Genomic DNA, 24,228 nt, shown 5'->3' on the forward strand with positions numbered 1-24,228 from the left:
ACGACCTCCGCAGCCTTTTTCCTCTGCAGGGCGCCCCATACCGGGGCGCCCTTTTTCATATCGGTATTTCAACAGGTTTCGTCGTCATGCCCAATACACCCGGTGCGGCCAACTGGGCCAAGCTTCTGTGCCTCGGCGTGATCTGGGGCGCTTCCTTCATGGCGGTGTCGCTGGCGCTGGAAAACGTCCCGCCGATGACCATTGCCGCGCTCAGGATCAGCCTGGCGGCGCTGTGCCTCCTCGCGGTCCTGCGCGCCCTCGGGATCCCCCTGCCGCCGCTGCGGGACCGCGAGGGGCGCATCATCTGGGCATGCGCGCTTGGCATGGGCGTGTTTTCCGGCGCCCTGCCTTTCACCCTGCTCAGCTGGGGACAGACCTATGTCGCCAGCGGGTTTGCCGGCGTGTCCATGGCCGTGGTGCCGCTCTTCGTGCTTCCGCTGGCGCATCTGCTGGTGCCGGGAGAGCGGATGACCGCGTGGCGCACGGCCGGCTTCCTGACCGGCTTTGCCGGGGTGGTGGTGCTGATCGGGCTGGATGCGCTGCGCACCGCGGGCAGCGATCTTGAATCGCTCGCGCGGCTGGCCTGTCTCGGGGCGGCGCTGTGCTATGCGGCGGGGTCGATCATCACCCGGCTTTGCCCGGCGGTGAACCTCCTGGCGCTGTCGGCGGCAGCGCTGATCTGCGGCGCCGCGCTGATGCTGCCGCTGGCGCTCTGGGCCGAAGGCGTGCCCGCGCTGCCCGGGCCGGTGCCGCTGGCGGCGGTGGTCTATCTCGGGCTGCTGCCAACGGCGCTGGCGCAGGTGCTGCTGGTGCAGATCGCCCGCAGCGCCGGGCCTGCCTTTCTGTCAACGGTGAACTACCAAGTGCCGGTCTGGTCGGTGCTGTTCGGGGCCGCCCTCCTGGACGAAGCGCTGCCGCCGCAGCTCTTTGCCGCGCTGGCGCTGATCCTCACCGGGCTGCTTCTGGGCCGCGGTGCGCGGCGGCGCCCGGCCTGAGGCCGCGGCCCGCCCGCCTCACTCCGCGACCGCGGCTTCCAGCGCGGCAACCACGCTGTCCACGGTGAGGGCCATCAGGCCGGCGTCCTCGCATTCCGCCATCACCCGCACCAGCGGCTCGGTGCCGGACTTGCGGATCAGCAGCCGCCCCTGCCCCGCCAGCGCGGTTTCGGCGGCGGCGATGGCCTCTTGCACGCGGGCATCCTCCAGCGGCGCCTGGCCCGGCTGGTAGCGCACGTTGCGCAGCCGCTGCGGCACGGTGTCGAACTGATGCGCGAGGTCCGACGCCTTGCGGCCGGTCTGCACCATCTCGGCCATGAACTGCAGCCCCGCCATCAGCCCGTCGCCGGTGGTGGCATAGTCGCTCATCACGATGTGGCCGGACTGCTCGCCGCCGAGGTTGAAGCCGCCTTCGCGCATCCGCTCCACCACGTAGCGGTCACCAACTGCGGTGCGCTCCAGCCCCAGGCCCTTGCCCTCGAGGAAGCGTTCGAGCCCGAGGTTCGACATTACCGTGGCCACCAGCGCACCGCCAGTGAGGCGGCCGTCCTCGGCCCAGCGCGCGGCCAGAAGCGCCATCAGCTGGTCGCCGTCCGCCACCGTGCCGGTCTCGTCGATCAGGATCACCCGGTCGGCGTCGCCGTCGAGGCAGATGCCGACGTGGGCGCCATGCGCCACCACTGTCTCCGCCGCATGCTGCGGCTGGGTGGAGCCGCATCCGCGGTTGATGTTGAGCCCGTCCGGCGAGGTGCCGACCGGAATCACATCGGCGCCCAGCTCCCACAGGACTTCGGGCGCGGCCCGGTGGGCGGCGCCGTTGGCGCAGTCGATCACCACTTTCAGCCCGTTCAGCCGCAGGTTGCGCGGCAGCGAGCTTTTGACCCGCTCGCCATAGCGGAAGCGGGCATCGTCGATCCGCTTGGCGCGGCCGATGCTGGATGCCTGGGCGGGCTCGACGCCGGCTTCGACCAGCGCCTCGATCTCGGCCTCTGCGGCGTCGGAGAGTTTAAAGCCGTCGGGGCCGAAGAACTTGATGCCGTTATCTTCGGAGGGGTTGTGGCTGGCCGAGATCATCACGCCGAGATCCGCCCTCATCGAACGCGTCATCAGCCCCACCGCAGGCGTCGGCACCGGCCCCAGAAGCAGCACGTTCATGCCGGTGGAGGTCAGCCCGGCGGTGAGTGCGTTTTCGAACATGTAGCCCGACAGCCGGGTGTCCTTGCCGATTACCACCCGGTGCACGCCGGTGCCGTCGCGGCGGAAGTAACGCCCGGCGGCGGTGCCGATGCGCAGCGCCATTTCGGCGGTCATGGGATGAATGTTGGCGGTGCCGCGCACGCCGTCGGTGCCAAAGAGTTTACGCATTCTGCCCCGTTCCTGCCGGTCCAGCCGGTCCTGTCCAGTTGATTCAGCGCGCATGCCGCCATGCCCCGCCACGGGCCGCGCCGCCTGCGGGCCTCAGCGGACGGCCTGCCAGAGGCGCAGCGCCTGTACCGTTTCGGCCACGTCATGCACTCTGAGAAATTGCACGCCTTGGGACACGGCTGCAAGCCCCACCGCGATGGAGCCGGGGGTCCGGTCCTCTGCCTTCGGCGCGTTGCCAAGCGTGCCGATGAAGCCCTTGCGCGAGACGCCCAGCAGGACCGGGCAGCCGAGCGCGTGGAACAGGCTGATGTTGCGCAGAAGCGTGAGGTTATGCTCCAGCGTCTTGCCGAAGCCGATGCCGGGATCGATCACGATCTGCTCGCGCACGACGCCGGTGGCCTCCAGCCGGTCGACCTGGTCTGAGAGGTAATCGTACACGTCCAGCAGCACGTTACCGTACTGCGGATTGTCCTGCATGGTGGCGGGGTCGCCCTGGGCATGCATCACGCAGACCGGCACGCTGGCCTGTGCCGCAAGCGGCGCCAGCGCCGCGTCGAAAGTGAAGCCCGAGACATCGTTCAGCAGGTCCGCCCCCGCCTCCAGGGCTTCAAGGCCAACGGTCGCCTTGCGGGTGTCGATGGAGACCGGCACGCTGCTGGCGGCACGGATTGCCGCAATCACCGGAGCGGTGCGGGCGATCTCCTCCGCCTCGTCCACTTCCAGGGCACCGGGACGGGTGGATTCCCCGCCCACATCGATGATGCTTGCGCCTTCGGCCGCCATCCGCAGCGCCGCATCGCGCGCGGCCTCGACCCCAGCGTGGCGGCCGCCGTCGGAGAAACTGTCGGGGGTAACATTCAGGATGCCCATGACCTGCGGCTGGGTCATGTCCAGACCGGCAATGGTGGCGCGGCGCGCGCTCAGCCGCCGCCGCTCCAGTTCCGGCAGCAGGCCCGCGGGCTGGCGCCGCGGCGGCGCATCGCGGCTCAGGACTTCGACCTGGGTAAACCACAAGGACCCGCCCGCCAGCGCCAGGGCACCTTCGGGACGGGTCTCCCCATGCTGAACCAGAGGCCGGTAGTATGTCACAGTTGCGATTGCTCCACATCGACTGCCCGCAGCGGCACGCCGGGATTATCGGGCAGCTCGCCGCCGATCACAACCATTTCGCCGGCCTCAAAGGTGGCGGCGAACCAGGCCGCCAGCGCAATCGAGTTCGACGGCGGCGCCGAGGGGCCCTCGACCGCGTCGAGCACGATCTTGGAGGGCGCCCAGACGCAGATCTGGCGGTTCTTCATCGCCCAGTCCAGCTCGGTCCTGGTGGAGACCACGACGCAGCGGTCGTCCTTGGCGGCGAGCCTCCAGGCGTTCTGCTCGATCGCCAGCAGGTCGATGCGGCGCTGGGTCCACTTGTGCCCGGTGGTGGGAACCGCCAGCGGGTGGGTGCCAACGCAGAGGATCAGCGGCCGCTTGCGGCATTCCATCTGGTCGATCCAGCCGGTGAGGCAGGGGCTGTCGATTGCCTCGTTGGAGAGAAACATCAGCCGCGGATGCGGCCGTTCGCCATTCTCCGTGCCGGGGCTCATCTGGTCTTTGGAGCGCACGATCTCCACCCCCAGCGCGCCAGGGCCGCGGTCCAGCTTTTCGATCCGCACGAAGGCGCGCACCGCCTGATGCTCGAGCAGAATACGCTCGGCGACGCGCTCGGCGAGGGTTTCCAGCAGGTTCAGCCGCTCCGCCGAGAGCTCGTAGGCAATCGCTTCCGTCACCTTGTCGTAGGAGAGGATCCGGTCCACATCGTCATCCAGATCCTTTGGCAGAGGGGCGACCTCGACCACCACGTTGAAGCAGATCCGCTGGGTGGTGCCGCGCTCAGCCTGGAAGGCGCCGATCTCCACCTCGACGATGTGGTCGCGCAGGGAGATGCGGTCCAGCGGTCCGGGGCCCGCGGTGGCGGCGGAACGTTCAGAGGGATGCGCAAAGGCAAGTCGGATTTCTGTCGGCATGGCGGTCTGGCCCTTGCTTGGCTGGCGGTTGGCAGGTGCTGGGTCCCTACCATACTGTCTGCCCATCCGCTTAACAGTCCCGCATACGCCGCGCCAGAGGCAGAAAACGGCGCACCAGGCGCCGCATTCGAACCGTCAGTCGTTGAGCGCGGTGCGGTAGCGGTCGTCCCGGTAGAACAGGTGCGTCCCGATGCGCGTTGTGTTTGTGAAGGTCCGGCTCCAGCGCGGTTTCACCGCGGTGGTGTGGTAGTAGGTCGCGCCGCCCGTGAGCTCGGTCTTGAGCCCGTCCAGCACCGCCCGCGCCACCTTGGAGACCCGCTGGTAGGCGCGCTTCTCGTTGATGACTTCCTTGTAGCCGTCACAGGTGTAGGTGAACTGGCACTGGTACTTGCGCCCGGTGCCCTGCTTGATGACGCCGCAGAGCGAATTCGGAAACTGGGCGCTTTTCACCCGGTTCAGGATTACCTCTGCGACCGCGAACTGGCCCTTCACCGTCTCGCCGCGCGCCTCGAAGTAAAGCGCCTCGGCCAGGCATTCGAACTGTTCGCCGCCCGTGGCCGCGGGCCGCGAATCCAGCCAGTCCTTGGTGTAGGCCACATCCAGCTCCCGCGCCTTCGGCCGCTTCGAGCCGAAGTTGAAGTAACCGTTCATCTTCCGCGATGAGACCGCATTCAATCCTGCCTGTTCCTGCTGGATCAGCTCGTCCAGCCCCGTGTCGGCAGCAACACCCTTACCGATCGTGATGGATGCGGCCACCACGGCAAAAAAAGTCAACAATTTCATCCAGGGTTCCCTCGTCCTAAAGCTTGCGCCCGGCCTCCCCATTCTCACGCGGGGGCATCCCTTAAAGGAAATGGCACTTTGCGTCCAGCCGCGGGGGCGCGCTCCCCGGCCGCCGAGGCCCGGAACGGGCCCCCGCGGCGCGCTGGCTGCGCCGCAGAAACCATCAATTTCTTAATATTTTGCGTATGTTGGAGCCACCTGCCCGGTCTGTTCCGCGATCGCCAGCTGAGCGGCGGCTAACCGCGCAACGGGAACCCGGAACGGCGAGCAGGAAACGTAGTCAAAGCCCGCATCGCGGCAGAAAGCTATCGATTCGGGGTTGCCGCCGTGCTCGCCGCAGATCGACAAAGTGATATTTTCGTTCTCCGTGCGGCCGCGCTGCACCCCCAGTTTCAGCAGTTCCCCCACTCCGTCGGTGTCGAGCACGTGGAAAGGATCTTCGGGAAAGACGCCCTGGTTCACGTATACCGACATGAACCGCCCGGCGTCGTCACGCGACATGCCGTAGGTCATCTGGGTGAGGTCGTTCGTGCCGAAGCTGAGGAAGGCCGTATGGGGTGAGATCTCCCCGGCTCTGAGCGCTGCCCGCGGCGTCTCCACCATCACCCCCAACCGGTAGGTGAAGCTGCGGCCGCGCTCGTATTTCACCGCCGCCGCCACCGCGTCGATGCGGGCTTTCACCAGCTCCACTTCGCGCTTGGCCGATACCAGCGGGATCATGATCTCCGGCACCACCGGGTCACCTTCCCGGGAGGCGTCCAGTGTGGCCTCGAAGATGGCGCGCGCCTGCATGTCGTAGATTTCCGGCACCGTCACCCCCAGCCGCACGCCGCGCAGGCCCAGCATAGGGTTGTATTCGCCCATTTCCTCGACCCGGCGGGTGACATCGCTGACCGGTATGCCCAGCGCTTCGGACAATTCGCGCTGGCCGCTGGTGGAGGTCGGCAGGAACTCGTGCAGCGGCGGGTCGAACAGGCGGATGCAGACCGGCAGCCCTTCCATGATGCGGAACAGCGCGTGGAAGTCGGCGCGCTGCATCGGCAGGAGCCGCGCGAGCACTGCCGCACGCCCTTCCGAGGTTTCGGCAAAAATCATCTCCCGCATCACCGTGAGGCGGCCCGGGTCGAAGAACATGTGCTCGGTACGGCAGAGGCCGATGCCCTCGGCGTTGAACTTGCGCGCGGTCTCGGCGTCCTCGGGCGTGTCGGCATTGGCGCGGATGCCGATGTCGCGGGCCTCGTCGGCCCAGGTCAGCAGGGTCTGCACCGCGCCGTCCTGCGCCGCCTCCAGCATCTCCGGCTCGCCCGCCAGCACCTCGCCGCTGCTGCCGTCGATAGTGATGATGTCGCCGCGTTTGAAGATGCGGTCGCCCCGGCCAACCAGCATCCGGCGCTTGCTGTGAAATTTCATGTTGGTGGCGCCGACGATGCAGGGCAGGCCCAGCCCCCGGCCGATCACCGCGGCGTGGCTGGTGATGCCGCCGCGTTCGGTCAGCACGCCCACCGCCGCATGCATGCCGCGCACGTCCTCGGGGGAGGTTTCCCGCCGCACCAGAATGCAGGGCTCGCCGCGTGCCGCACTGGCCTGGGCTTCCGCCGCGGTGAAGACCAGCCGCCCGGTGGCTGCCCCGGGGCTTGCCGCAATGCCGCGGCCGATCACATCGCGCCTGGCGCCGGGGGCGACCTGGCGGTGCAGAAGCTCGTTCAGGATATGGGCATCGACCCGCATCACCGCCTCCTGCCGCGGGATAATGCCATCCTCGGCCAGCGCCACCGCGATGCGCACCGCCGCCTGCGCCGAACGGGTGACGCGCACCCCGTCGAGGATATGCACGCGGCCGTTCTCGATCACGAATTCCACTTGCATCTCCTCGCGCAGGCGCGCCCGCATCAGGGCGGCGTGGGCCTTGAGGTCGGCAAAGGCCTGCGGCGCGAAGTCTTCCAGCGAGGGGCCGCGCGGGTCCTTCTCCAGGAACAGCGCGCCGGTGGCTGCGCCCAGCGCATCGCGGCCCTGGCTCTGGCTCAGATAGCGCCCGGTGAGCTGCGGCTCGCCGGTGACCGAGTTCACCAGCTGCAGCACACCCGAGCCGCATTCGCCCTGGCCGACCCCGGGTACCATCTCCTGCACCACGAGGCCGAGGCCGGCATCCGCGGGCGCCCCCTTGGCCTGGCGCAAAAGCCGCGCCGAGGTGCCCTCCCACGCCCGCGCCATCGAGCGCAGCACTTCCGCGAGCTGCTCTTCTGGGTCCTGAGGGAAGGGCTCGTCGGTCTCCGCCTCGTAGGCGTGCAGGATCTCGCTCAGAGCCTCCGGGCCGCCGTCCTCGACATCGTCGAAGACATCCGGGTCGAGCCGCGCCACATGCACCGCATAGGCCTGCACGAAACGCAGGTAAAGCGCCGCCGCCGCCTGGCGGCCGAGGCTGTCGCACAGTTCGACGTAGCGCGCATCGTTCATGCCGATATTGAGGATCGCCCCCGGCCCGCCCCAGTCCGGGTCTTCCGAGGAGGGCCGCACGCAAAGCAGCGCATCGGCGGTAAATTCGCGCAGAACCGCCGCGAGGTCCGGCATCCTGCCCTCGGCAATCCCATGCACCGCGTCGAAGGACAGGGCCACGGTGCGCGGCACCGGCAGCTCCAGCCGCACCAGCCGCTGCAGGCACTTGGCGCGCCCGCCGTGGGTCGCGTTGGCAATCGGCGCGGTGGCGGTGATCAGCGCGGCGGTCGGGATCGGTCCGAAGTCTTTCTGCACTGCAGCGTCCTTTCTTTGCACGGCAGAATAAGCCGATGTTACAGCGGCGCAAGCTTCTTGTCGCGGAAGTTGCGGCTCAAGTGGCTTCGGGGAAAGAAAAAACCGGCCTTTCCAGGGGAAAGGCCGGGGCCTCCGGCGGTGGTACTCGCGGTCAGAAAGAGGCGCAGGGCCGCCTTAGCCCTCGACCCGGGTGAGGTCGGCGGCCTGGGCGCAGGTCTGGCGGATCTGGCTCAGCAGGTTCAGCCGGTTGCGGCGCAGCACCGCGTTGTCGGAGTTCACCTGCACCGCCTCGAAAAAGGCATCGAGCGGGCCCCGCAGCGCTGCCATGCCGCCCATGGCGGCCGCGAAATCTTCCGCCTCGATGGCGGAAGAGATCGCTCCCTTGCCAGTTTCCAGCGCGTCGAACAGTGCGGTCTCAGTCGGGTCCTCGGCAAACTTGCGGTCGGCGCCGAAGGAGTATTCCACGCCGTCCTTCTCCTCTGCCTGGGTGAGGATGTTGTTGGCGCGCTTGAAGCCCAGCAGGAGGTTTTCGCCGTCCTCGGTCTTCAGGAAGTCCTCCAGCGCGCGGGCGCGTTTCACCAGGAGGGTGAGGTCGTCGCTGCCCGGCATCGCGACGCAGGCGTCGATCACGTCGTGGCGGATGCCCTGGTCGCGCAGGAAGACCTTCAGGCGGTCGTGGAAGAAGGCGAGGAGGTCGGAAGCGAGCAGACGGTAATGCGACAAGACCCTCTCTTTTGTCTTCTCTCTCTCTTTTTTCTCCTCCGGGTTTCTCTCCTCTTCTATTGGGTGGCTCTTCTCTAGATCGTGAACCATCCAGAGGTCAGCTAGCGCATGAAAATGCTCATTAGCCCTAGTCGCAAAAGAACTTCCCAGCCTTTCGACCTCTTCACGGGACATCGAACCACTAGAGGCTCGTTTCACGGCAGCTAATAGGTCATGCAGGTAAGGGCGGACATCGTCGCCTCGGTTTTCCGAGTAACCCAAAAGAAAGTTATCGTTCAAAAGCCCAGTTGCGACCCCTTCTTGAAACTCGATGTCGCCAAACCCTGAAATCGCACTATGAAATGCGTTCCACCGCGAATAATCGTGATTATCAAACAGCCGGAATATAGAATTCTCAAACAATTTGGTGAGCCCAACTCGCACATCATTCTCCAGCACCAGCCGGATCACCCCCAGGGCGGCGCGGCGCAGGGCGAAGGGGTCCTTGGAGCCGGTGGGCTTTTCATCGATGGCCCAGAAGCCGGTCAGCGTGTCGAGCTTGTCGGCGAGCGCGACGGCAACTGAGACCTTTTCCGACGGCACGTCGTCGCTCGGCCCGAGCGGCGAATAGTGCTGTTCGCAGGCGTTGGCAACCTCCTGCGGCAGGCCCGCAGCCTCGGCGTAGTAGCGGCCCATCAGGCCCTGCAGCTCGGGGAATTCATAGACCATCTCCGACGACAGATCGGCCTTCGCGACCTTCGCGGCCTGCTCCGCCAGATCGGCATCGGCGCCGACGACGGGCGCGATCTCGCGGGCCAATGCGGCGATGCGGGCGATGCGTTCGCCCTGGGTGCCGAGCTTGTTGTGGAAGGTCACGTTGCCGAGGTGCGCGACCCAGGCCGTCATGCCGGTGCCGGACGTCGCGGTGCGCAGGTCGTTCTCCCAGAAGAACTTGGCATCGGCCAGACGCGCGCTCAGCACCTTCTGGTTGCCCGCGAGGATCGTCGCGCCATTGTCCGCGGTTTCGCGGTTGGCGACGGTGATGAAGCCCTCGATGCGGCCGGTCTTGGGGTTCTTGACCGAGAAGAACTTCTGGTGCTCCTTCATCGAGGTCTGCAGCACCTCCGGCGGCAGTTCCAGGAACTCGGCGTCGATGGTGCCCATCAGCACCACCGGCCATTCCGCAAGCCCCGCGACCTCGGCCAGGAGGCCCTTGTCCTCGACCACTTCCAGCCCGCTGGCGAAGGCCTGGTTGGTGGCCTCCTGCCAGATCGCGGCCTGGCGCTCGGCCGGGTCCAAGAGAACGTTGGCGCGCTTCAGTTTCGCGGCGTAGTCGTCAAAACCGGTGACGGTGATCTCCTCCGGCGCCATGAAGCGGTGGCCGCGGGTGCTGTTGCCCGCCTTGATGCCGTCCACTTCCATGTCCACAACCGAAGCGCCGTTCTCGTCCGAGAGTATGCAGAGGATCGAGTGCAGCGGCCGCACCCAGCGCAGGGAGCCCGCGCCCCAGCGCATCGACTTGGGCCAGGGGAAGTTGCGGATGGTGTCCTCGAGCACTTCGGCGATGATTTCCGCGGCCGGGCGGCCCGGCTTCTCGATCAGCGCGAAATAGACCGCGCCCTTCGGCGTCTCGCGCTCCTCGAGCTGCTCTCGGCTGAGCCCTGCGCCGCGCAGGAAGCCTTCGATGGCCTTGTCGGGCGCGCCCACCTTGGGGCCCTTGCGCTCCTCGCGGATGGTGGGGCTTTCGGCCAGGAGGCCCTCGACCGCCAGCGTCAGCCGCCGCGGGCCTGCCAGCGCGTGGGCGCCGGCATAGGTCAGCCCCGCCTCCACCAGGCCGCCGGTGATGCGTTTCTTCAGGTCGTCGGCCGCGCGCGCCTGCATGCGGGCGGGAATTTCCTCGGAGAAGAGTTCAATCAGCAGATCGGGCATCGGGGGTCCTCAAGCGGGGGCCGCGCACAGCGGGCGCGGCGGGAGTTCGTGACAGGTGGCAGCGGGCGCGGGCGTCAGCCGCCCTCGCCTGCATCCGGGCGGGGCGGGCATTCCTCGCCCACCACGGTGCCGTCATAGGCTTTCTTGCCGCAGTTGTTCAGCTCGTGCCAGACATAGCCGCGGCCGTCGTCGGTGATGGCGGCGATGCGGTCGACGCCATAGGAGATGTTCTTTTCCGAAAGGAACGCAGTGGCGGAGCCGTCGGCGAGCTGGGCTCCGATGGCGGCGGCGTCGAAACAGCCGAACCAGCCCGGCGCGTTGCGCGGCTCCACCTGGTCCGAGAGGGTGAAGACCTGGGAGAGCTGGTCGGGCTTCAGCGCGGTCTCGAAACAGGCGCGGTAGCGGATCGGAGAGCTGCCCGCGTCGATTGCTTCGAAGTTGGTGTAAGCGATGGGCTGCGGGTCGCCGCCGTCAAGCGGAACCAGACGCACGTCCTGGCCGGGCTGGGCCGCCACGTCCTCGTAGTAACCGTAGACCTGCAGGTAATACATCGCCGCCCCGGCCGCGAGGCCGGAGAGCACCAGGACGAGCGCGAGAAACTTGCCCATGCCGCCTCTCCCCCGCTCAGGCGCCTGCCGCGGCGGCCTGGCCGCCTGCGTCCGTTTGCACGAAGGCATCGGCGCATTGCTTGGCCAGCGCGCGGACACGGCCGATATAGGCCTGGCGTTCAGTGACCGAGATCACCCCGCGGGCATCCAGCAGGTTGAAGATGTGGCTTGCCTTGATGCACTGATCATACGCCGGATGCGCCATGACGATGCGCTTGCCGGTCTTCGGGTCTTCATGCTCCTGCGCCAGGATCAGGGCGCATTCGGCCTCGGCTTCCTCGAAGTGGCGCAAGAGCACCTCGGTGTTGGCCACGTCGAAGTTCCAGCGGGCGTATTCTTCCTCGGTCTGCTTGAAGACATCGCCATAGGAGAGCGGGATCGGCGCGTCCGGGTCGTTGAACGGCATCTCCATCACGTGGTCGACGCCCAGCACATACATCGCGAGGCGCTCCAGCCCGTAGGTGAGTTCCCCTGACACAGGGTGGCAGTCATGGCCGCCGACCTGCTGGAAATAGGTGAACTGGCTGACTTCCATGCCGTCGCACCAGACTTCCCAGCCCAAGCCCCAGGCGCCCAGCGTCGGGCTTTCCCAGTCGTCCTCGACAAAGCGGATGTCGTGCAGCGCCATGTCGATGCCGATGGCCTCCAGCGAGCCGAGGTACAGCTCCTGCAGGTTGGGCGGGGAGGGTTTGATCAGCACCTGGTACTGGTAATAGTGCTGCAGCCGGTTCGGGTTCTCGCCGTAACGCCCGTCGGTCGGGCGGCGCGAGGGCTGGACGTAGGCCGCGGCCCAGGGCTTGCTGCCGAGTGCCCTCAGGGTGGTTGCGGGATGGAAGGTGCCCGCCCCGACTTCCATGTCGTAGGGCTGCATCACTGCACAGCCCTTGGATGCCCAATAGCTCTGGAGCCTCAGGATAATCTCTTGGAAGGAGCGCGGCGCGCCATTGGTCTGGGTCATCTCTCATCCCTCTTGGGGCAGCGTTTACCGGCTCGGCGGCGGATGGCCTCCGGGCCTGCATGCACCGGCAGCACATGCGGGCATCTTCCTATGCAAGGCTCCGGGCAGGGTCAACGCCCTCTGCGCGGGGAGCGGCCGGGAGCGCGGCGGAAAGCACTGCGCGGGCAGCGGCGCGTGCCCCTGCGGCGCAGGCGCCGCAACCGCAAAATTCCCCCTGCGTGGTGTGGCGAAGGGCGTTTCCTTCCCCGCCGCAACATGATTAACCTCGCGCCGCAACCACAAGAGCTGTCCGGGAGTGAGGTCCTTTAATGAAAAAACTGTTTACCGCCCTGCTGCTGCCGCTGATCGCGCTGGCGATGGGGGCCGCGCTGGCCATTTCCTCTCCCGCCGCGGCGCAGAGCAGCCGTGACGGGGTCTGGATCCAGATCGCCGCACGCCCCACTCTGCGCGCAGCCGAGGCCGAGGCGCGCAAGTTCGCGGCCAAACTGCCGGACGTCGCTGGTTTCGCGCTCGGTGGCGGCTGGTACGGAGTGCTGATCGGACCCTACACGCGCAGCGATGCCGAGCGGGTGCTGCAGGTCTACCGCGCCGAGAACCAGATCCCGCGCGATAGCTTCATCGCCTTTTCGCGCAACCTGCGCGGCCAGTTCTACCCGGTGGCCGCGGGCAGCAGCACGAGCCCGGAGCCCGCACCGCAAGCCGCCGCCGAGCCGCAGCCGGAGCCGCCCGCGCCGCAGCAGCCTGCCGCGGACGAATCCGGGGTGGAAACCGCGCTCAGCACGCTGCCCGATGAAAGCCCGGCAGAGGCGCGGCGCAGCGAAGCCCGTCTCAGCCGCGAGGAGCGCATGCAGCTGCAGGTCGCGCTGAAGGCCTCAGGCTTCTACGACGCCGCCATCGACGGCGCCTTCGGCCGCGGCACCCGCGCCTCGATGAGCGGCTGGCAGGCGGCCCGCGGCTATGAACCCACCGGCATTCTCACCACCGCCCAGCGTGAAGCGCTGATGGCGGAATACAACGAGCCGCTCAATTCGGTGGGCATGACCCGCGTCGAGGATCTGAAGGCGGGCATCGCACTCCAGATCCCGGCCGGTGAAGTCGCCTTCGACCGCTACGAGTCGCCCTTCGCCCATTACACCAGCAGCGGCGATCTCGGCGCGCAGGTGCTGCTGATCAGCCAGCCCGGCAGCCAGCGCACGCTGCATGGGCTTTATGACATCATGCAGTCGCTGCGGATCGTGCCGCTCGACGGCCCGCGCCAGCGCGGCTCCCAGAGTTTCACCATCGAAGGGCGCAACGATCAGATCGTCTCCTACACCGAGGCGCGGCTCGAGGGCGGCGAGATCAAGGGCTTCACCCTGGTCTGGCCCGCCGGTGACGAGGACCGCCGCACCCGGGTGCTCGCCGCGATGCAGGACAGCTTCACCCGGCTCGGCGGCGTGCTGGACCCTGGCACCGGCTCTGAGACCACCCAGGACATTGACCTGGTCGCGGGGCTGGAAGTGCGCAAGCCGCGGTTGTCGCGCTCGGGGTTCTATGTGGACGAGAACGGCAGCGTGCTGACCGCTTCGGACGCGGTGACGGGGTGTTCGCGGGTGACGCTGGACCACGGTTACGAAGCCAAGGTTGCCTTCGACAGTGCCGACGCAGGCATTGCCGTCCTGCGCCCGGCCGAGCCGCTGGCGCCGCCCGCGGTGGCCGGGTTCGGCGCGGACGCGCCGCGTCTGCAGTCGCGGATCGCGGTGGCCGGCTTCTCCTACGAGGGCATCCTGGGCGCGCCGAGCCTGACCTGGGGCGAAGTGGCCGGCCTCGAAGGCCTGGATGGCGGCGCGAACCGCTCCCGCCTCACGCTGCCGGCCCAGCCCGGCGATGCCGGCGGCCCGGTGCTGGACGGCACGGGCGCGGTAGTGGGCATGCTGCTGCCCCGGCCCGAGGGCAGCCGCCAGCTGCCCGAAGAGGTGCATTTCGCCACCGATGCCGCGGCGCTGAGGGCGGCGCTCTCCGAAGCCGGGATCGCTCCGGCCGAGGCCACCGGCCAGGCAGACCTGCCCAGCGAGGCGATGCTGCGCCACGCCACCGGCATGACTGTGCTGGTGAGCTGCTGGGACTGACCCCGCCGAAGCTCACGGGACACGCCGCCAAATGTGCCCGCGCCGCGCTTGCGCGGCGCGCGGCCCAAATCCGCCAGCAGGCCCGGCGCCGCCGGGCATGCGCGGGCGCGGGAGCCCGCCCGCGGCGGAGGAAGTTTCCTCTGGAGAATTCCGGAGACCGGTGGCTGGCACAGCCGCTCAGAACGAGTGAATGCGCCCGTCCCATGTATGGAAGCAGCCGGTGGTATCGAGGCACAGCATCTCGAACTCGTGCATCAGCCCGGCCGCCGATTCCGCCACCGAAATCTCGCCCTCATCGCCGCCCATGCCGGTACGCACCCAGCCGGGATGGTAAATGCCCACTGCGATACCTTCAGGCTTGAGATCCGTGGCCAGGTTGCGCCCGATATTGAGCGCCGCCGCCTTGGAGGCGCGGTAGGCGTAGCTGCCGCCTTGCGCCCGCACCTGGCTCGCCATTTGCGAAGAGATGATCGCGATCCGCGGCGCCTCTGCCAGCCGCAGGTTCGGCAGCAGCGCCTGCACGGTCAGGAACACACCGGTCACATTGGCCGCAAGCGTCTTGGCCCAGACCTCGGCGGTGTAGTCCTCCAGCGCCATCGCCTTGTCGAGATAGACCCCGGCGTTGCAGACGAGGAGGTCCACCGGCCGTCCCTTCAGCTGCGCGGCGAAGCGCGCCTGCTGGCCCGGATCGGTCACGTCCAGCCGCACGCCCGAGGAATGGTCGCGCGAAGTCCCGGTGACCTCGTGCCCCGCCGCGGCGAGCTGCTTTGCCAGTTCCTTGCCGATGCCGCGGCTGGATCCTGTCACGACCACATGCATGCCTGGCGCACCTCTCAGTTGCTCTTGCGGCCGGGCCGGAAGGGCAGCGGCAGAACCGGCACGCCCTCCTCGATCAGGGCGCGGGCTTCGTCCGGGCGGGCCTCGCCGTGGATCGGGCGTTCCGGCACCTCGCCCAAGTGCATCGCGCGCGCCTCGGCGGCGAAATCCTTGCCCACGTAATCTGAATTGGCCTCCACCTTGCTGCGCAGCTCGGCGATGGCCTTTTCCAGCGCTCCGGAGGGCTGGCTCAGCAGGCCGCGGCCCGGAGTCTCTCCGCCGCGGGCCGCCTGGACCGCGGGAACCTGATGTCCGGGCTGGCCGGAGGTTTTCGCGGTTTGCGGCTGAGCAGCCGCTTCCCCCCCGCCCTTCGCAGCGCTGCGGGCCGGGCGCACGCGCGGGGCCATCAGTGCCTTTTCGACATTGCTGCTGCCGCAGACCGCACAGGCCACCATCCCCGCTGCCGCCAGCTTGTCGAAAGCCGCGGCCGATTGGAACCAGCTGTCGAAGCTGTGGCCTTCGGCGCATCTGAGGCTGTAGTGTATCATCACATCCCTTCCAGCAACTGCAGGCGATTAAATACGCCGGGCCGCCGAGTGCAAGGCCCCGCGCGCGCGCTGTGCCCGGCTTGCCCTGATCTGCGCCGCAAATGCCGCAAGCCGCTCAGCCGGGCAGCCGCGCGCGCAGTTTCCGCACCAGCTCCTCCGGCGCGGCATCGGCTTCCACCGCGAGCCGGCGCAGTCTGAAGTGCACATGCGCCATCTCCCGGTAATAGCCCGAGAAGACATAATTCACCGCGGCGCCTGCAAAGGCGCCCGCCACCGGCACCGCTTGGGCTGCGAGCTTCTGGCCCAGCACCACGCCGAGCCGCGGCGCCACCTGGGCGATCAGCTTGTGGATGCTGCCCGGAAGGCTCAGCCTGAGTGCGGCAAAGCCGAGGTCGGCGCCATCGTCATTCCCGAGGGGGCCTGCGGCGGAGAACACCTGGATGCAGTCGAACTTCACGCTCTCGGCCTCCGGATCGAAGCCCTCGGCCGCTGCCGCGCCCTGGATGCCGCGCAGCAGAAAAGCGGTAGTAGCCGGCAGCTCGACCAGCGCGCCGGGCAGGCCCGCAGCGCCGCCCGCCGCCCCCATCGCGGCGCTCACCAGCCGGTCGAGCGCAGGGTCCTGATCCGGCACCAGGCGGCGGGACTGCCCGGCACCCTCGAGCGCCAGCCGCAGCCCCGCCGCGGTGGCCTCGGTGAGGCCCGCACGCACCGGCGCAGGCAGCCGCTCCAGCAGCGTCTCACCACTGCTGCCAAGCCGGTTCAGCAGCGCCACGCCCCTGCCGCCGGCGGCGCGGTAGCGCTGCGCCAGGGCGTCAAGCTCCGCCTCCACTTCCTGAGCCGTCAGCACGCGTGTCTCGGGCAGGATATCCGTCAATTGCCGCCTCCTATTCCGTTCTCAGCAAATTGGCAGGCCGGGGCGGCTTTTCAAGAGCGCGGCGGGTCCCGAAGGAGAGATATCAGAGGGATGCGCCTTCCCAGCGTGTGACCGGCCCGGCCACGCCCGCCCAGGCGCCCGCCGCAAGCTCGAGTCCCAGCACCCGGTCCGGGTTGGTCGGCGGCGGCATCTCCACGCCCTCGAGCCGGATGAAGCCGAAACGGCGGTAATAGGGCGCATCGCCCACGAGGAGGACCCGCGCCCAGCCGGTCTCCGCCGCCTTCGCGAGGCTGTCGCGAATCAGGGAGCCGCCCAGCCCCTCGCCCTGGCGGGTGGGGTGCACCGCAACCGGCCCGAGGAGCAGCGCAGGAACCCCGCCCGCGAGCACCGGCCAGAATCGGATCGCGGCCGCGAGGATGCCGTCGCTGTCGCGCGCCACTTGGCTGAGGCCCGCGACCGGCGGCACGCCTTCGCGCAGGCGGTAGGAGGACAAGGCCTCGCGGCCAGGGGCAAAGCACAGGTCGTAAAGCGCCTCGACCTCCCACCGGTCTTCCGGCTGTTCCGCTGTCAATTCGATCACGCTGCCCCGTCTCCGCAATATCCCCTGCAGGCTGGCATTCGCCCTAGCACGCGCGTAAGCCTTGGGCAAACATATGACAAACAGACGGAGACGCAGATGTTCTACCGCCCCGAGGACGGCCACGGCCTGCCGCACAACCCGTTCAACGCCATCGTGACGCCGCGCCCGATCGGCTGGATCTCGACCCGCTCGGCCGCGGGCATCAACAACCTCGCGCCCTATTCCTTCTTCAACGCGGTGGCCTACACCCCGCCGCAGGTGATGTTCGCCTCCACCAGCGCCAAGCCGGACCAGCCCGGCACCAAGGACAGCGTCGCCAACATCGAGGAAACCGGCGTTTTCTGTGTGAACGTGGTCTCCTACGCCCTGCGCGATGCGATGAATGCCACTTCCGGCCCGCTGCCGAAGGAGACGGACGAATTTTTGCACGCGGGTCTCGAGCCGGTGGAGTGCGAGACCATCCCCTGCGCCCGCGTTGCCGCCGCCCCGGCAGCACTGGAATGCCGCCTGACCGAGATCGTGACCCTGCCGGGCGAGGCCAACCGCGTCGTCTTTGGCGAAGTCACCGGCGTGCACATGCGTGACGAGTGCCTGAGGGACGGCCAGTTCGACGTCACCAGCTTCCAGCCGCTGGCGCGTCTTGGCTACCGCGACTACTCGGTGGTGCGCGACCTGTTCTCCCTCGCCCGCCCCGGCGACTGAGGCCCGCGATGCCGCTGCCCGATCCCTCCCTCAAGCACCCGGTGATCCTCCCGGACGGCACACCGCACGCGGGCACCGTGATGCTCTCCGAAGTGCTGGACCATCCGAACATCCAGGCGGGCGCCTACAGCTACGCCTCGGATTTCGACCCGCCGCAGGACTGGGCGCAGCACCTTGCGCCCTATCTCTTCCCCGGTGCGCGCGAGCGGCTGGTGATCGGCCGCTTCTGCCAGATCGCGCATGGGGCGCGCTTCATCACCGCCTCGGCCAACCACGCGCAGGAGGGCTTGAGCTGCTATCCCTTCCCGGTGTTCGACCCGGCGCAGATGGGAGGGTTCCAGCCCGACACCCGCGACACCGTGGTGGGGAACGACGTCTGGATCGGCTATGGCGCGCTGATCCTGCCCGGCGCGCGGATCGGCGACGGCGCGATCATCGGCGCAGGCGCCGCGGTGCGCGGCACGGTGCCGCCCTATGCGATCGTCACCGGCAATCCGGGCACGGTGCACAGCTACCGCTTTTCCAAGCCGCAGATCGCGCGCCTGCTGGCCTTGAATTGGTGGGACTGGCCGCCCGAGCTGATCGCCCGCGCCGAACCGGCGCTGCTGTCCGGTGATCTGGACATGCTGGAAACCCTCGCTCCGGACTGAGCCCTGCCCCGGAGTGCCAAGCCGCGCGAATGCGGCGCGCGCGGAGGCGATCCACCGGTGCGAGACCGGCAATTTATTCCCGCCAGGTTCGCATGTGATTTCGGGGGGGGGGGGGCCGCCCAGCCTCTGCCAAGCCGCTGGCGCGTGGGACGCGCCGGCGATGTGCGGCGGCCACCGGCCTTGTCCAGCGCAAGGGAACAAACGGCATCAATCCAAACCGGTCCGCCGCCCAAATGTGAAAAAACCCGCGGATTGCCAGATCCGCGGGTTTCCTTATCTCCTCCTCCCGGCTCAGTGCCCGCCGAGGATCCCGGTCCTCACCGTGTAATCCACCGCGACGCCGTATTCCGGGTCATCGTCGCTGTCGATCATCAGGTGGCCTGCCTTGGCCAGAAGCTGATGACAGTCGCGGCTCAGGTGGCGCAGCACGAGCACCTTGCCTGCGTCTTCATACTTGGCCGCCAGCGTCTCGATCGCCTGCAGCGCCGACTGGTCCACCACCCGGCTGCGGGCGAAGTCGACGATCACCCGCTTGGGGTCGCCTGCCACGTCGAACAGCTCGATGAAGCCGTCGGTGGAACCGAAGAACAGCGGGCCTTCGATCTCGTAAACCTTGGCGCCCTTGTCGGTCGCCGACTCGCGCGTGGTGGCGCGGATGCGGCGGGCGTTGTTCCAGGCATAGGCCAGCGCCGAGACGATGACGCCCACGACCACCGCAATCGCGAGGTCGGTCATCACTGTGACCACAGTCACGAGAACGATCACAAAGGCATCCATCGGCGGCACCTTGGTCATGATCTTGAGCGAGTTCCACGCGAAGGTGCCGATCACCACCATGAACATCACGCCGACCAGCGCCGCGAGCGGGATCTGCTCGATCAGCGGCGAGGCGACGACGATGAACAGCAGGAGGAACAGCGCTGCGGCGATGCCCGCAATCCGGGTCCGCCCGCCCGATTTCACGTTGATCATCGACTGCCCGATCATCGCGCAGCCCCCCATGCCGCCGAAGAAACCAGTGACCACGTTGGCAGCACCCTGTGCGATGCACTCCTGCGACGCCCCGCCGCGCTTGTTGGTGATCTCACCCACCAGGTTCAGGGTCAGGAGGCTCTCAATCAGGCCGATGGCAGCAAGGATCACCGCGTAGGGCAGGATGATCTCAAAGGTTTCCCAATTGAGCGGCACCATCGGGATGTGGAAGGACGGCAAGCCGCCTTCGATCGAGGCCATGTCGCCGACGCGCGGCACATCGAGCCCCAGCGCGATCACCAGGATCGCGACGATGCCGATGCCTGCAAGGGGCGCCGGGATGATGCTGGTGATCTTGGGCATGCCCCAGATGATCAGCATGGTGAGCGCCACCAGCCCCAGCATCAGATAAAGCGGGGTGCCCTGCAGCCACTCCGTCCCGCCCGAGCCCGGCAGCTTGAACTGGGTGAGCTGAGCAAGGAAAATCACGATGGCAAGGCCGTTCACGAACCCCAGCATCACCGGGTGCGGCACCAGGCGGATGAACTTGCCCCAGTGCATCACCCCCGCGATCACCTGCAGGATGCCCATCAGAACCACGGTGGCAAAGAGGTACTCGACCCCGTGCTGCGCCACCAGCGCAACCATCACCACCGCAAGCGCGCCGGTCGCGCCCGAGATCATCCCGGGCCGGCCGCCGAACACCGCGGTGATCAGACCGACGAGAAAGGCCGCGTACAGACCGACCAGCGGGTGCACACCGGCGACGAATGCAAAGGCCACCGCCTCCGGCACCAGCGCCAGCGCCACGGTAAGGCCGGACAGAAGCTCGATGCGCAGGCGCGACAGGCTGAAACCCTCGTCCTGCATGATGGAAAGGTTGGGCGGGGATATCTGCTTGGCCAGCAGGGCCATTGCGGCGCGTCTCATGGGGTGTACCTGTGCTCGAAGGGGAGTGTTCGCTGCCCCGCCCCTAGCGGAAATGCCCCGAAGGGGCAAGCCGCAGGGGCCCGAAACCCCGCGCGGTACGGCCCGTGCCCGCCCCTGCGGCACAGGTCAGCCCTGCTGCCGCATTGTTTCGCGCGCGAAACATCCGGGCAGCACCGCTGCCCTTCCCTTCAAAGGACAGCAGCCAAGGCTGCGGTGGTCGCGGCCCTTCATCTTTCCCCAAATACTCCCGCCGGAGGCAGCGCGCTTGTCAAAGCGCGCTTTCAAAGGCACAAACCGGAACATCAGCACCAGACAGGAGCAGGACGCGTGACCCAGGAGACCATGATTGCCGTCATCGGCGGCTCGGGCATTTACGAGATCGACGGGCTGGAAGGCGCCGAGTGGCTGGCGGTGGAGACGCCCTGGGGGGCGCCTTCGGACCAGATCCTCACCGGCACGCTGGAGGGCGTGAAGATGGCCTTCCTGCCGCGCCACGGCCGCGGCCACGTGCATTCGCCCTCCGAGGTGCCTTACCGCGCCAATATCGACGCGCTGAAGCGGCTGGGGGTGACGGACGTATTCTCGGTTTCCGCCTGCGGCTCGTTCCGCGAGGAGATGGCGCCGGGCGATTTCGTCATCGTCGACCAGTTCATCGACCGCACCTTCGCCCGCAGCAAAAGCTTCTTCGGCACCGGCTGCGTGGCTCATGTGAGCGTCGCGCATCCGACCTGCGAACGCCTCAGCGATGCGGCCGAGACGGCAGCGAAGGACGCGGGCATCACCGTGCACCGCGGCGGCACCTACCTGTGCATGGAGGGGCCGCAGTTCTCCTCGGTGGCGGAGTCGAAGATGTACCGCGAGCAATGGGGCTGCGACGTGATCGGCATGACCAACATGCCCGAAGCCAAGCTCGCCCGCGAGGCCGAGCTCTGCTATGCCTCGATCGCCATGGTCACCGATTACGATAGCTGGCACCCGGATCACGGCGCTGTGGACATCACCTCGATCATTGCGACGCTCAAGGGCAACTCCGACAACGCCCGCGCGCTGGTGCGCCGCCTGCCGTCCCTGCTGGGCAAGGAGCGCGCACCCTGCCCGCATGGCTGCGACCGGGCGCTGGAATACGCGCTGATGACCGCACCGGAAAAACGCGACCCGGCCGTTCTGGCCAGGCTCGACGCGGTGGCGGGCCGGGTTCTGGGCTGAGCCCGGCCCGAAGCGGCCGCCCCGCCGCGCCAGCGGCGGGCCGCGGCGGCTGAGCGGCCTTGGCCCGCGAGAGTGCGGGGTATTCGCATGGTTTGAGCAGCTGCCGCGGGTCCGCGCCGCCGGGCAAATCACGGCCGCGCGCCCCGCAGCCGCCCCTTCCCCCTTGCAAGCACGCGCCGCTTCGGCCAAACCCGCGGGGTCCGGCCCGAGGGGCCGCTTCTGTCCACCGTTCCGCCGCAAGGAGCCCCGCCATGCCGAAGAAATCCGCCGTCAAGGACTACATCCGCACCATCGTCGACTTCCCGCACGAAGGCATCATGTTCCGCGACGTGACCACGCTGTTTGCCGATCCGCGCGGCTTCCGCATGGCGATCGACCAGATGCTGCACCCCTATGCGGGCGAGCAGATCGACAAGGTGGTCGGGCTTGAGGCACGCGGCTTCATCCTCGGCGGTGCGATTGCCCATCAGCTCAGCGTCGGCTTCGTGCCGATCCGCAAGAAGGGCAAGCTGCCCGGCACCACCATCAGCCAGGAGTACAAGCTGGAATACGGCGAGGCGATCGTGGAGATCCACGACGACGCGATCCAGAAGGGCGAGAAGGTGCTGGTGGTCGACGACCTGCTGGCCACCGGCGGCACCGCGGGCGCGGGCATCAAGCTGATCCAGCGGCTCGGCGGTGAGATCGTCTCCTGCGCCTTCATCGTTGACCTGCCGGAACTTGGCGGCCGCAAGCTTCTGGAGGACATGGGCATGGATGTTCATGTGCTTTGCGAGTTCGAGGGGCTCTGAGCCCCGCGGCTGACCGTTCTACGGCCATTTCCAGTTCAATCGCCGGCGGGGCGCGCCCGCCGGATCTGCGCCTGTGCCTGTGCCTGCGCAGAAGCCGGCCCCGCTTTGACGAGGCCCTCCACACGCCTAAGGCAGCTGCAAAAGCGGTCCGCGGGTGCGCGCGGCGCCCGGCCCAATGCCGCCAGGCGGCCCGGCGCAGCCCGGACAGGTAAAGAACGGAGTTACTCCCTGCCCCTTTGAGTTACGCCGGGTGGATTAGGAATATTGCCCTGGCGAGGCTTTGTACCCATTCAGGGCAGTACACTTCACTTCTGGATTAACTGCTTCGGATCAAATTTGGCCGCTCAGGGGCTTTGGTACTCCTTCCGGATTACGCCCATTGGTTAGGTCCAGGGGACGGCAAGATGCGCTTTACCGCGGCATGATCAGCCGCGCGGCAGGATGACGCCCGGGTTCATGATCCCGTTGGGGTCGAGAGCCCGCTTGATCGCCCGCATCGCGGCCAGGCGCGCCGGGTCGCCATAGCGCTCCAGGTCGCCGGTCTTGAGCCGCCCCACCCCGTGCTCGGCGCTGAAGGAGCCGCCGAAGTCCCGCACCAGGTCATGCACCGCTTGCTTCACCGCGCCGCGCAGGTGGTCGCAGGCGGCACGCCGCTGCCCCTTGGGCGGGAAGACGTTGTAATGCAGGTTGCCGTCGCCGAGGTGGCCGAAGCAGTTGATGCGGAAATCTCCCACTTCTGCCACTGCCTTTGGGCCGGACTCTATGAAGGCGGGGATTTCCGACAGCGGCAGCGAGATGTCGTGGCTCGACACGGATCCGATCGCCTTGTTGGCCAGCGGGATGTGCTCGCGCACCGTCCAGAGCTCCTGCCGCTGGGCGCCGGATTGCGCGATCACCCCGTCCGAGACCAGGCCCGCCGCCTCGCCCGCCTCGAACAGCGCTGCCAGCGCCGCCTCTGGGTCGAGGCCGCGCGGCAGTCCCAGTTCCACCAGAACGCACCATTCCGGCGCTACGGCGAAGGGCTGGCGCACCTGCGGCAAAGTCTCGGCCAGGAACTCGAGCCCCTGGCGGTGCATGAGCTCGAAGGCGCTCACCGCCTCGCCCAGCTGATCGCGGGCGCGCGCCAGCAGCTCCAACGCCGCTGCGGGATCGCGCACGGCGAGCAGAGCCGTGCCCTGCGCTGCCGGCACCGGCGCGAGTTTCAGCGCCGCAGCCGTGATCACCCCCAGCGTGCCTTCGGACCCGATCAGCAGGTTTCTGAGGTCATAGCCGGTGTTGTCCTTTCTCAGCCGGGTCAGCCCGTGCCAGATATCGCCCGTGGGCAGCACCGCCTCCAGCCCGAGGCAGAGATCGCGGGCGTTGCCGTAGCGCAGCACGCCCACCCCGCCCGCGTTGGTCGCGAGGTTGCCGCCGATCCGGGCCGAGCCCTCGGCCGCCAGCGAGAGCGGGAACAGCCGGTCTGCGGCTTCCGCGGCGGCCTGCACATCGGCGAGGATGGCGCCGGCCTCGGCGATCAGCACGTTCTCCTGCGCGTGCACGGCGCGGATCGCCGCCATGCGTTCGAGCCCCAGCACCAGCGGCGCCGGGCCGTCCGGCATCACCTGGCCGCCGACGAGCCCGGTGCCGCCGCCGTAAGGCACCACCGGCACCAGCGCGGCATTGGCTTCGCGCAGGATCAGTGCCGCCTGCTCCACCGTCTGCGGCAGCGCCACGAGCCCGGCCTGGCCGCGGTAGCGGCCGCGCGGCTCTTCCAGGAAGCGCGGCTCGGGCTGGCGCAGGACGCCCTCGGGCAGGCGCCCGGAGAAGCGGGCAGCAAACTCCGGGCCGGCCGGGTTCAGCGGCGGCGGGGCGGCGGAGCGGGCGGAGGCCGGGGCTGCGGGCTCCGGTGCGCCGGAGCGGTTCGCGAGGGCGGAGGGTTTCGGGCTGCGGGTCATGGGTTATCCATGGCCAAAAGCGG

Annotated in this window: 19 protein-coding genes and 2 pseudogenes; 6 read left to right on the top strand and 15 right to left on the bottom strand. The window is 68.1% G+C overall.

The window, feature by feature from the left end:
* Positions 1–86 precede the first annotated feature (86 nt).
* Entirely contained in the window at positions 87–995 is a 909-nt protein-coding gene (locus ACOHWE_RS12300; protein ID WP_420666724.1) for a DMT family transporter, read from the top strand.
* Positions 996–1,013: 18 nt separating this feature from the next.
* Here ACOHWE_RS12300 and glmM read toward each other — a convergent pair whose 3' ends face one another.
* The 9 genes and pseudogenes from glmM to ACOHWE_RS12345 form a co-directional block, all read right to left on the bottom strand.
* Entirely contained in the window at positions 1,014–2,360 is a 1,347-nt protein-coding gene (gene glmM / locus ACOHWE_RS12305) for a phosphoglucosamine mutase (protein WP_420666725.1), read from the bottom strand.
* Between the two features lie 93 nt (positions 2,361–2,453).
* The gene (gene folP / locus ACOHWE_RS12310; RefSeq protein WP_420666726.1) at positions 2,454–3,449 is read right to left on the bottom strand and encodes a dihydropteroate synthase; all 996 of its coding nucleotides are present in this window, start codon (positions 3,447–3,449) and stop codon (positions 2,454–2,456) included.
* The gene (locus ACOHWE_RS12315; protein ID WP_420666728.1) at positions 3,446–4,366 is read right to left on the bottom strand and encodes a dihydroneopterin aldolase; all 921 of its coding nucleotides are present in this window, start codon (positions 4,364–4,366) and stop codon (positions 3,446–3,448) included. Before ACOHWE_RS12315 ends, folP begins: the two co-directional genes overlap by 4 nt.
* A gap of 135 nt (positions 4,367–4,501) precedes the next feature.
* Positions 4,502–5,149 (bottom strand): cell wall hydrolase, encoded by a 648-nt coding sequence (locus tag ACOHWE_RS12320; protein WP_420666730.1) that lies wholly within the window; start codon positions 5,147–5,149, stop codon positions 4,502–4,504.
* A 171-nt stretch (positions 5,150–5,320) separates the two neighbouring features.
* On the bottom strand, positions 5,321–7,897 hold the full coding sequence (locus ACOHWE_RS12325; protein WP_420666732.1) for a putative PEP-binding protein: 2,577 nt from the start codon (positions 7,895–7,897) through the stop codon (positions 5,321–5,323).
* 174 nt (positions 7,898–8,071) lie between these two features.
* Positions 8,072–8,596: pseudogene (locus tag ACOHWE_RS12330) on the bottom strand (DALR anticodon-binding domain-containing protein); the annotation flags it as partial.
* A 420-nt stretch (positions 8,597–9,016) separates the two neighbouring features.
* Positions 9,017–10,528, bottom strand: a pseudogene (gene glyS, locus ACOHWE_RS12335) (glycine--tRNA ligase subunit beta); the annotation flags it as partial.
* A gap of 74 nt (positions 10,529–10,602) precedes the next feature.
* The gene (locus tag ACOHWE_RS12340; protein ID WP_420666734.1) at positions 10,603–11,136 is read right to left on the bottom strand and encodes a DUF6446 family protein; all 534 of its coding nucleotides are present in this window, start codon (positions 11,134–11,136) and stop codon (positions 10,603–10,605) included.
* 16 nt (positions 11,137–11,152) lie between these two features.
* On the bottom strand, positions 11,153–12,094 hold the full coding sequence (locus ACOHWE_RS12345) for a glycine--tRNA ligase subunit alpha (protein WP_420666735.1): 942 nt from the start codon (positions 12,092–12,094) through the stop codon (positions 11,153–11,155).
* A gap of 308 nt (positions 12,095–12,402) precedes the next feature.
* Between ACOHWE_RS12345 and ACOHWE_RS12350 the strand changes: the two genes are divergently transcribed.
* On the top strand, positions 12,403–14,202 hold the full coding sequence (locus tag ACOHWE_RS12350) for a trypsin-like peptidase domain-containing protein (RefSeq protein ID WP_420666737.1): 1,800 nt from the start codon (positions 12,403–12,405) through the stop codon (positions 14,200–14,202).
* A 177-nt stretch (positions 14,203–14,379) separates the two neighbouring features.
* Here ACOHWE_RS12350 and ACOHWE_RS12355 read toward each other — a convergent pair whose 3' ends face one another.
* The 4 genes from ACOHWE_RS12355 to ACOHWE_RS12370 form a co-directional block, all read right to left on the bottom strand.
* Positions 14,380–15,021 carry an SDR family oxidoreductase gene (locus ACOHWE_RS12355; RefSeq protein ID WP_420666738.1) on the bottom strand — a complete coding sequence of 214 codons (642 nt, stop codon included), beginning with the start codon at positions 15,019–15,021 and terminating at the stop codon, positions 14,380–14,382.
* A 14-nt stretch (positions 15,022–15,035) separates the two neighbouring features.
* Positions 15,036–15,566 (bottom strand): DUF1178 family protein, encoded by a 531-nt coding sequence (locus ACOHWE_RS12360; RefSeq protein ID WP_420666740.1) that lies wholly within the window; start codon positions 15,564–15,566, stop codon positions 15,036–15,038.
* Positions 15,567–15,681: 115 nt separating this feature from the next.
* The gene (locus ACOHWE_RS12365) at positions 15,682–16,440 is read right to left on the bottom strand and encodes an EcsC family protein (protein WP_420666742.1); all 759 of its coding nucleotides are present in this window, start codon (positions 16,438–16,440) and stop codon (positions 15,682–15,684) included.
* An 82-nt stretch (positions 16,441–16,522) separates the two neighbouring features.
* A complete protein-coding gene (locus tag ACOHWE_RS12370; protein ID WP_420666743.1) occupies positions 16,523–17,020 on the bottom strand; it encodes a GNAT family N-acetyltransferase in 498 nt (165 codons plus the stop codon).
* 96 nt (positions 17,021–17,116) lie between these two features.
* Between ACOHWE_RS12370 and ACOHWE_RS12375 the strand changes: the two genes are divergently transcribed.
* Both ACOHWE_RS12375 and ACOHWE_RS12380 read left to right on the top strand, forming a co-directional pair.
* Complete coding sequence (locus ACOHWE_RS12375) at positions 17,117–17,722, top strand: flavin reductase family protein (RefSeq protein WP_420666744.1); 606 nt, start codon at positions 17,117–17,119, stop codon at positions 17,720–17,722.
* A gap of 8 nt (positions 17,723–17,730) precedes the next feature.
* A complete protein-coding gene (locus ACOHWE_RS12380; RefSeq protein WP_420666746.1) occupies positions 17,731–18,372 on the top strand; it encodes a CatB-related O-acetyltransferase in 642 nt (213 codons plus the stop codon).
* Between the two features lie 291 nt (positions 18,373–18,663).
* Here ACOHWE_RS12380 and ACOHWE_RS12385 read toward each other — a convergent pair whose 3' ends face one another.
* Positions 18,664–20,274, bottom strand: coding sequence for a SulP family inorganic anion transporter (locus ACOHWE_RS12385; RefSeq protein ID WP_420666748.1), 1,611 nt, complete (start codon positions 20,272–20,274; stop codon positions 18,664–18,666).
* Between the two features lie 342 nt (positions 20,275–20,616).
* Between ACOHWE_RS12385 and ACOHWE_RS12390 the strand changes: the two genes are divergently transcribed.
* Both ACOHWE_RS12390 and ACOHWE_RS12395 read left to right on the top strand, forming a co-directional pair.
* Complete coding sequence (locus ACOHWE_RS12390) at positions 20,617–21,480, top strand: S-methyl-5'-thioadenosine phosphorylase (RefSeq protein ID WP_420666796.1); 864 nt, start codon at positions 20,617–20,619, stop codon at positions 21,478–21,480.
* A 251-nt stretch (positions 21,481–21,731) separates the two neighbouring features.
* Positions 21,732–22,271, top strand: a complete 540-nt coding sequence (locus ACOHWE_RS12395; protein WP_420666749.1) for an adenine phosphoribosyltransferase — start codon at positions 21,732–21,734, stop codon at positions 22,269–22,271.
* A 425-nt stretch (positions 22,272–22,696) separates the two neighbouring features.
* Here the strand turns inward: ACOHWE_RS12395 and ACOHWE_RS12400 are convergent, their stop codons facing one another.
* Complete coding sequence (locus tag ACOHWE_RS12400; protein WP_420666751.1) at positions 22,697–24,205, bottom strand: FAD-binding oxidoreductase; 1,509 nt, start codon at positions 24,203–24,205, stop codon at positions 22,697–22,699.
* Positions 24,206–24,228: the final 23 nt, after the last annotated feature.

Source organism: Cribrihabitans neustonicus (assembly GCF_048820895.1).
Lineage (GTDB): Bacteria > Pseudomonadota > Alphaproteobacteria > Rhodobacterales > Rhodobacteraceae > Cribrihabitans_A > Cribrihabitans_A neustonicus.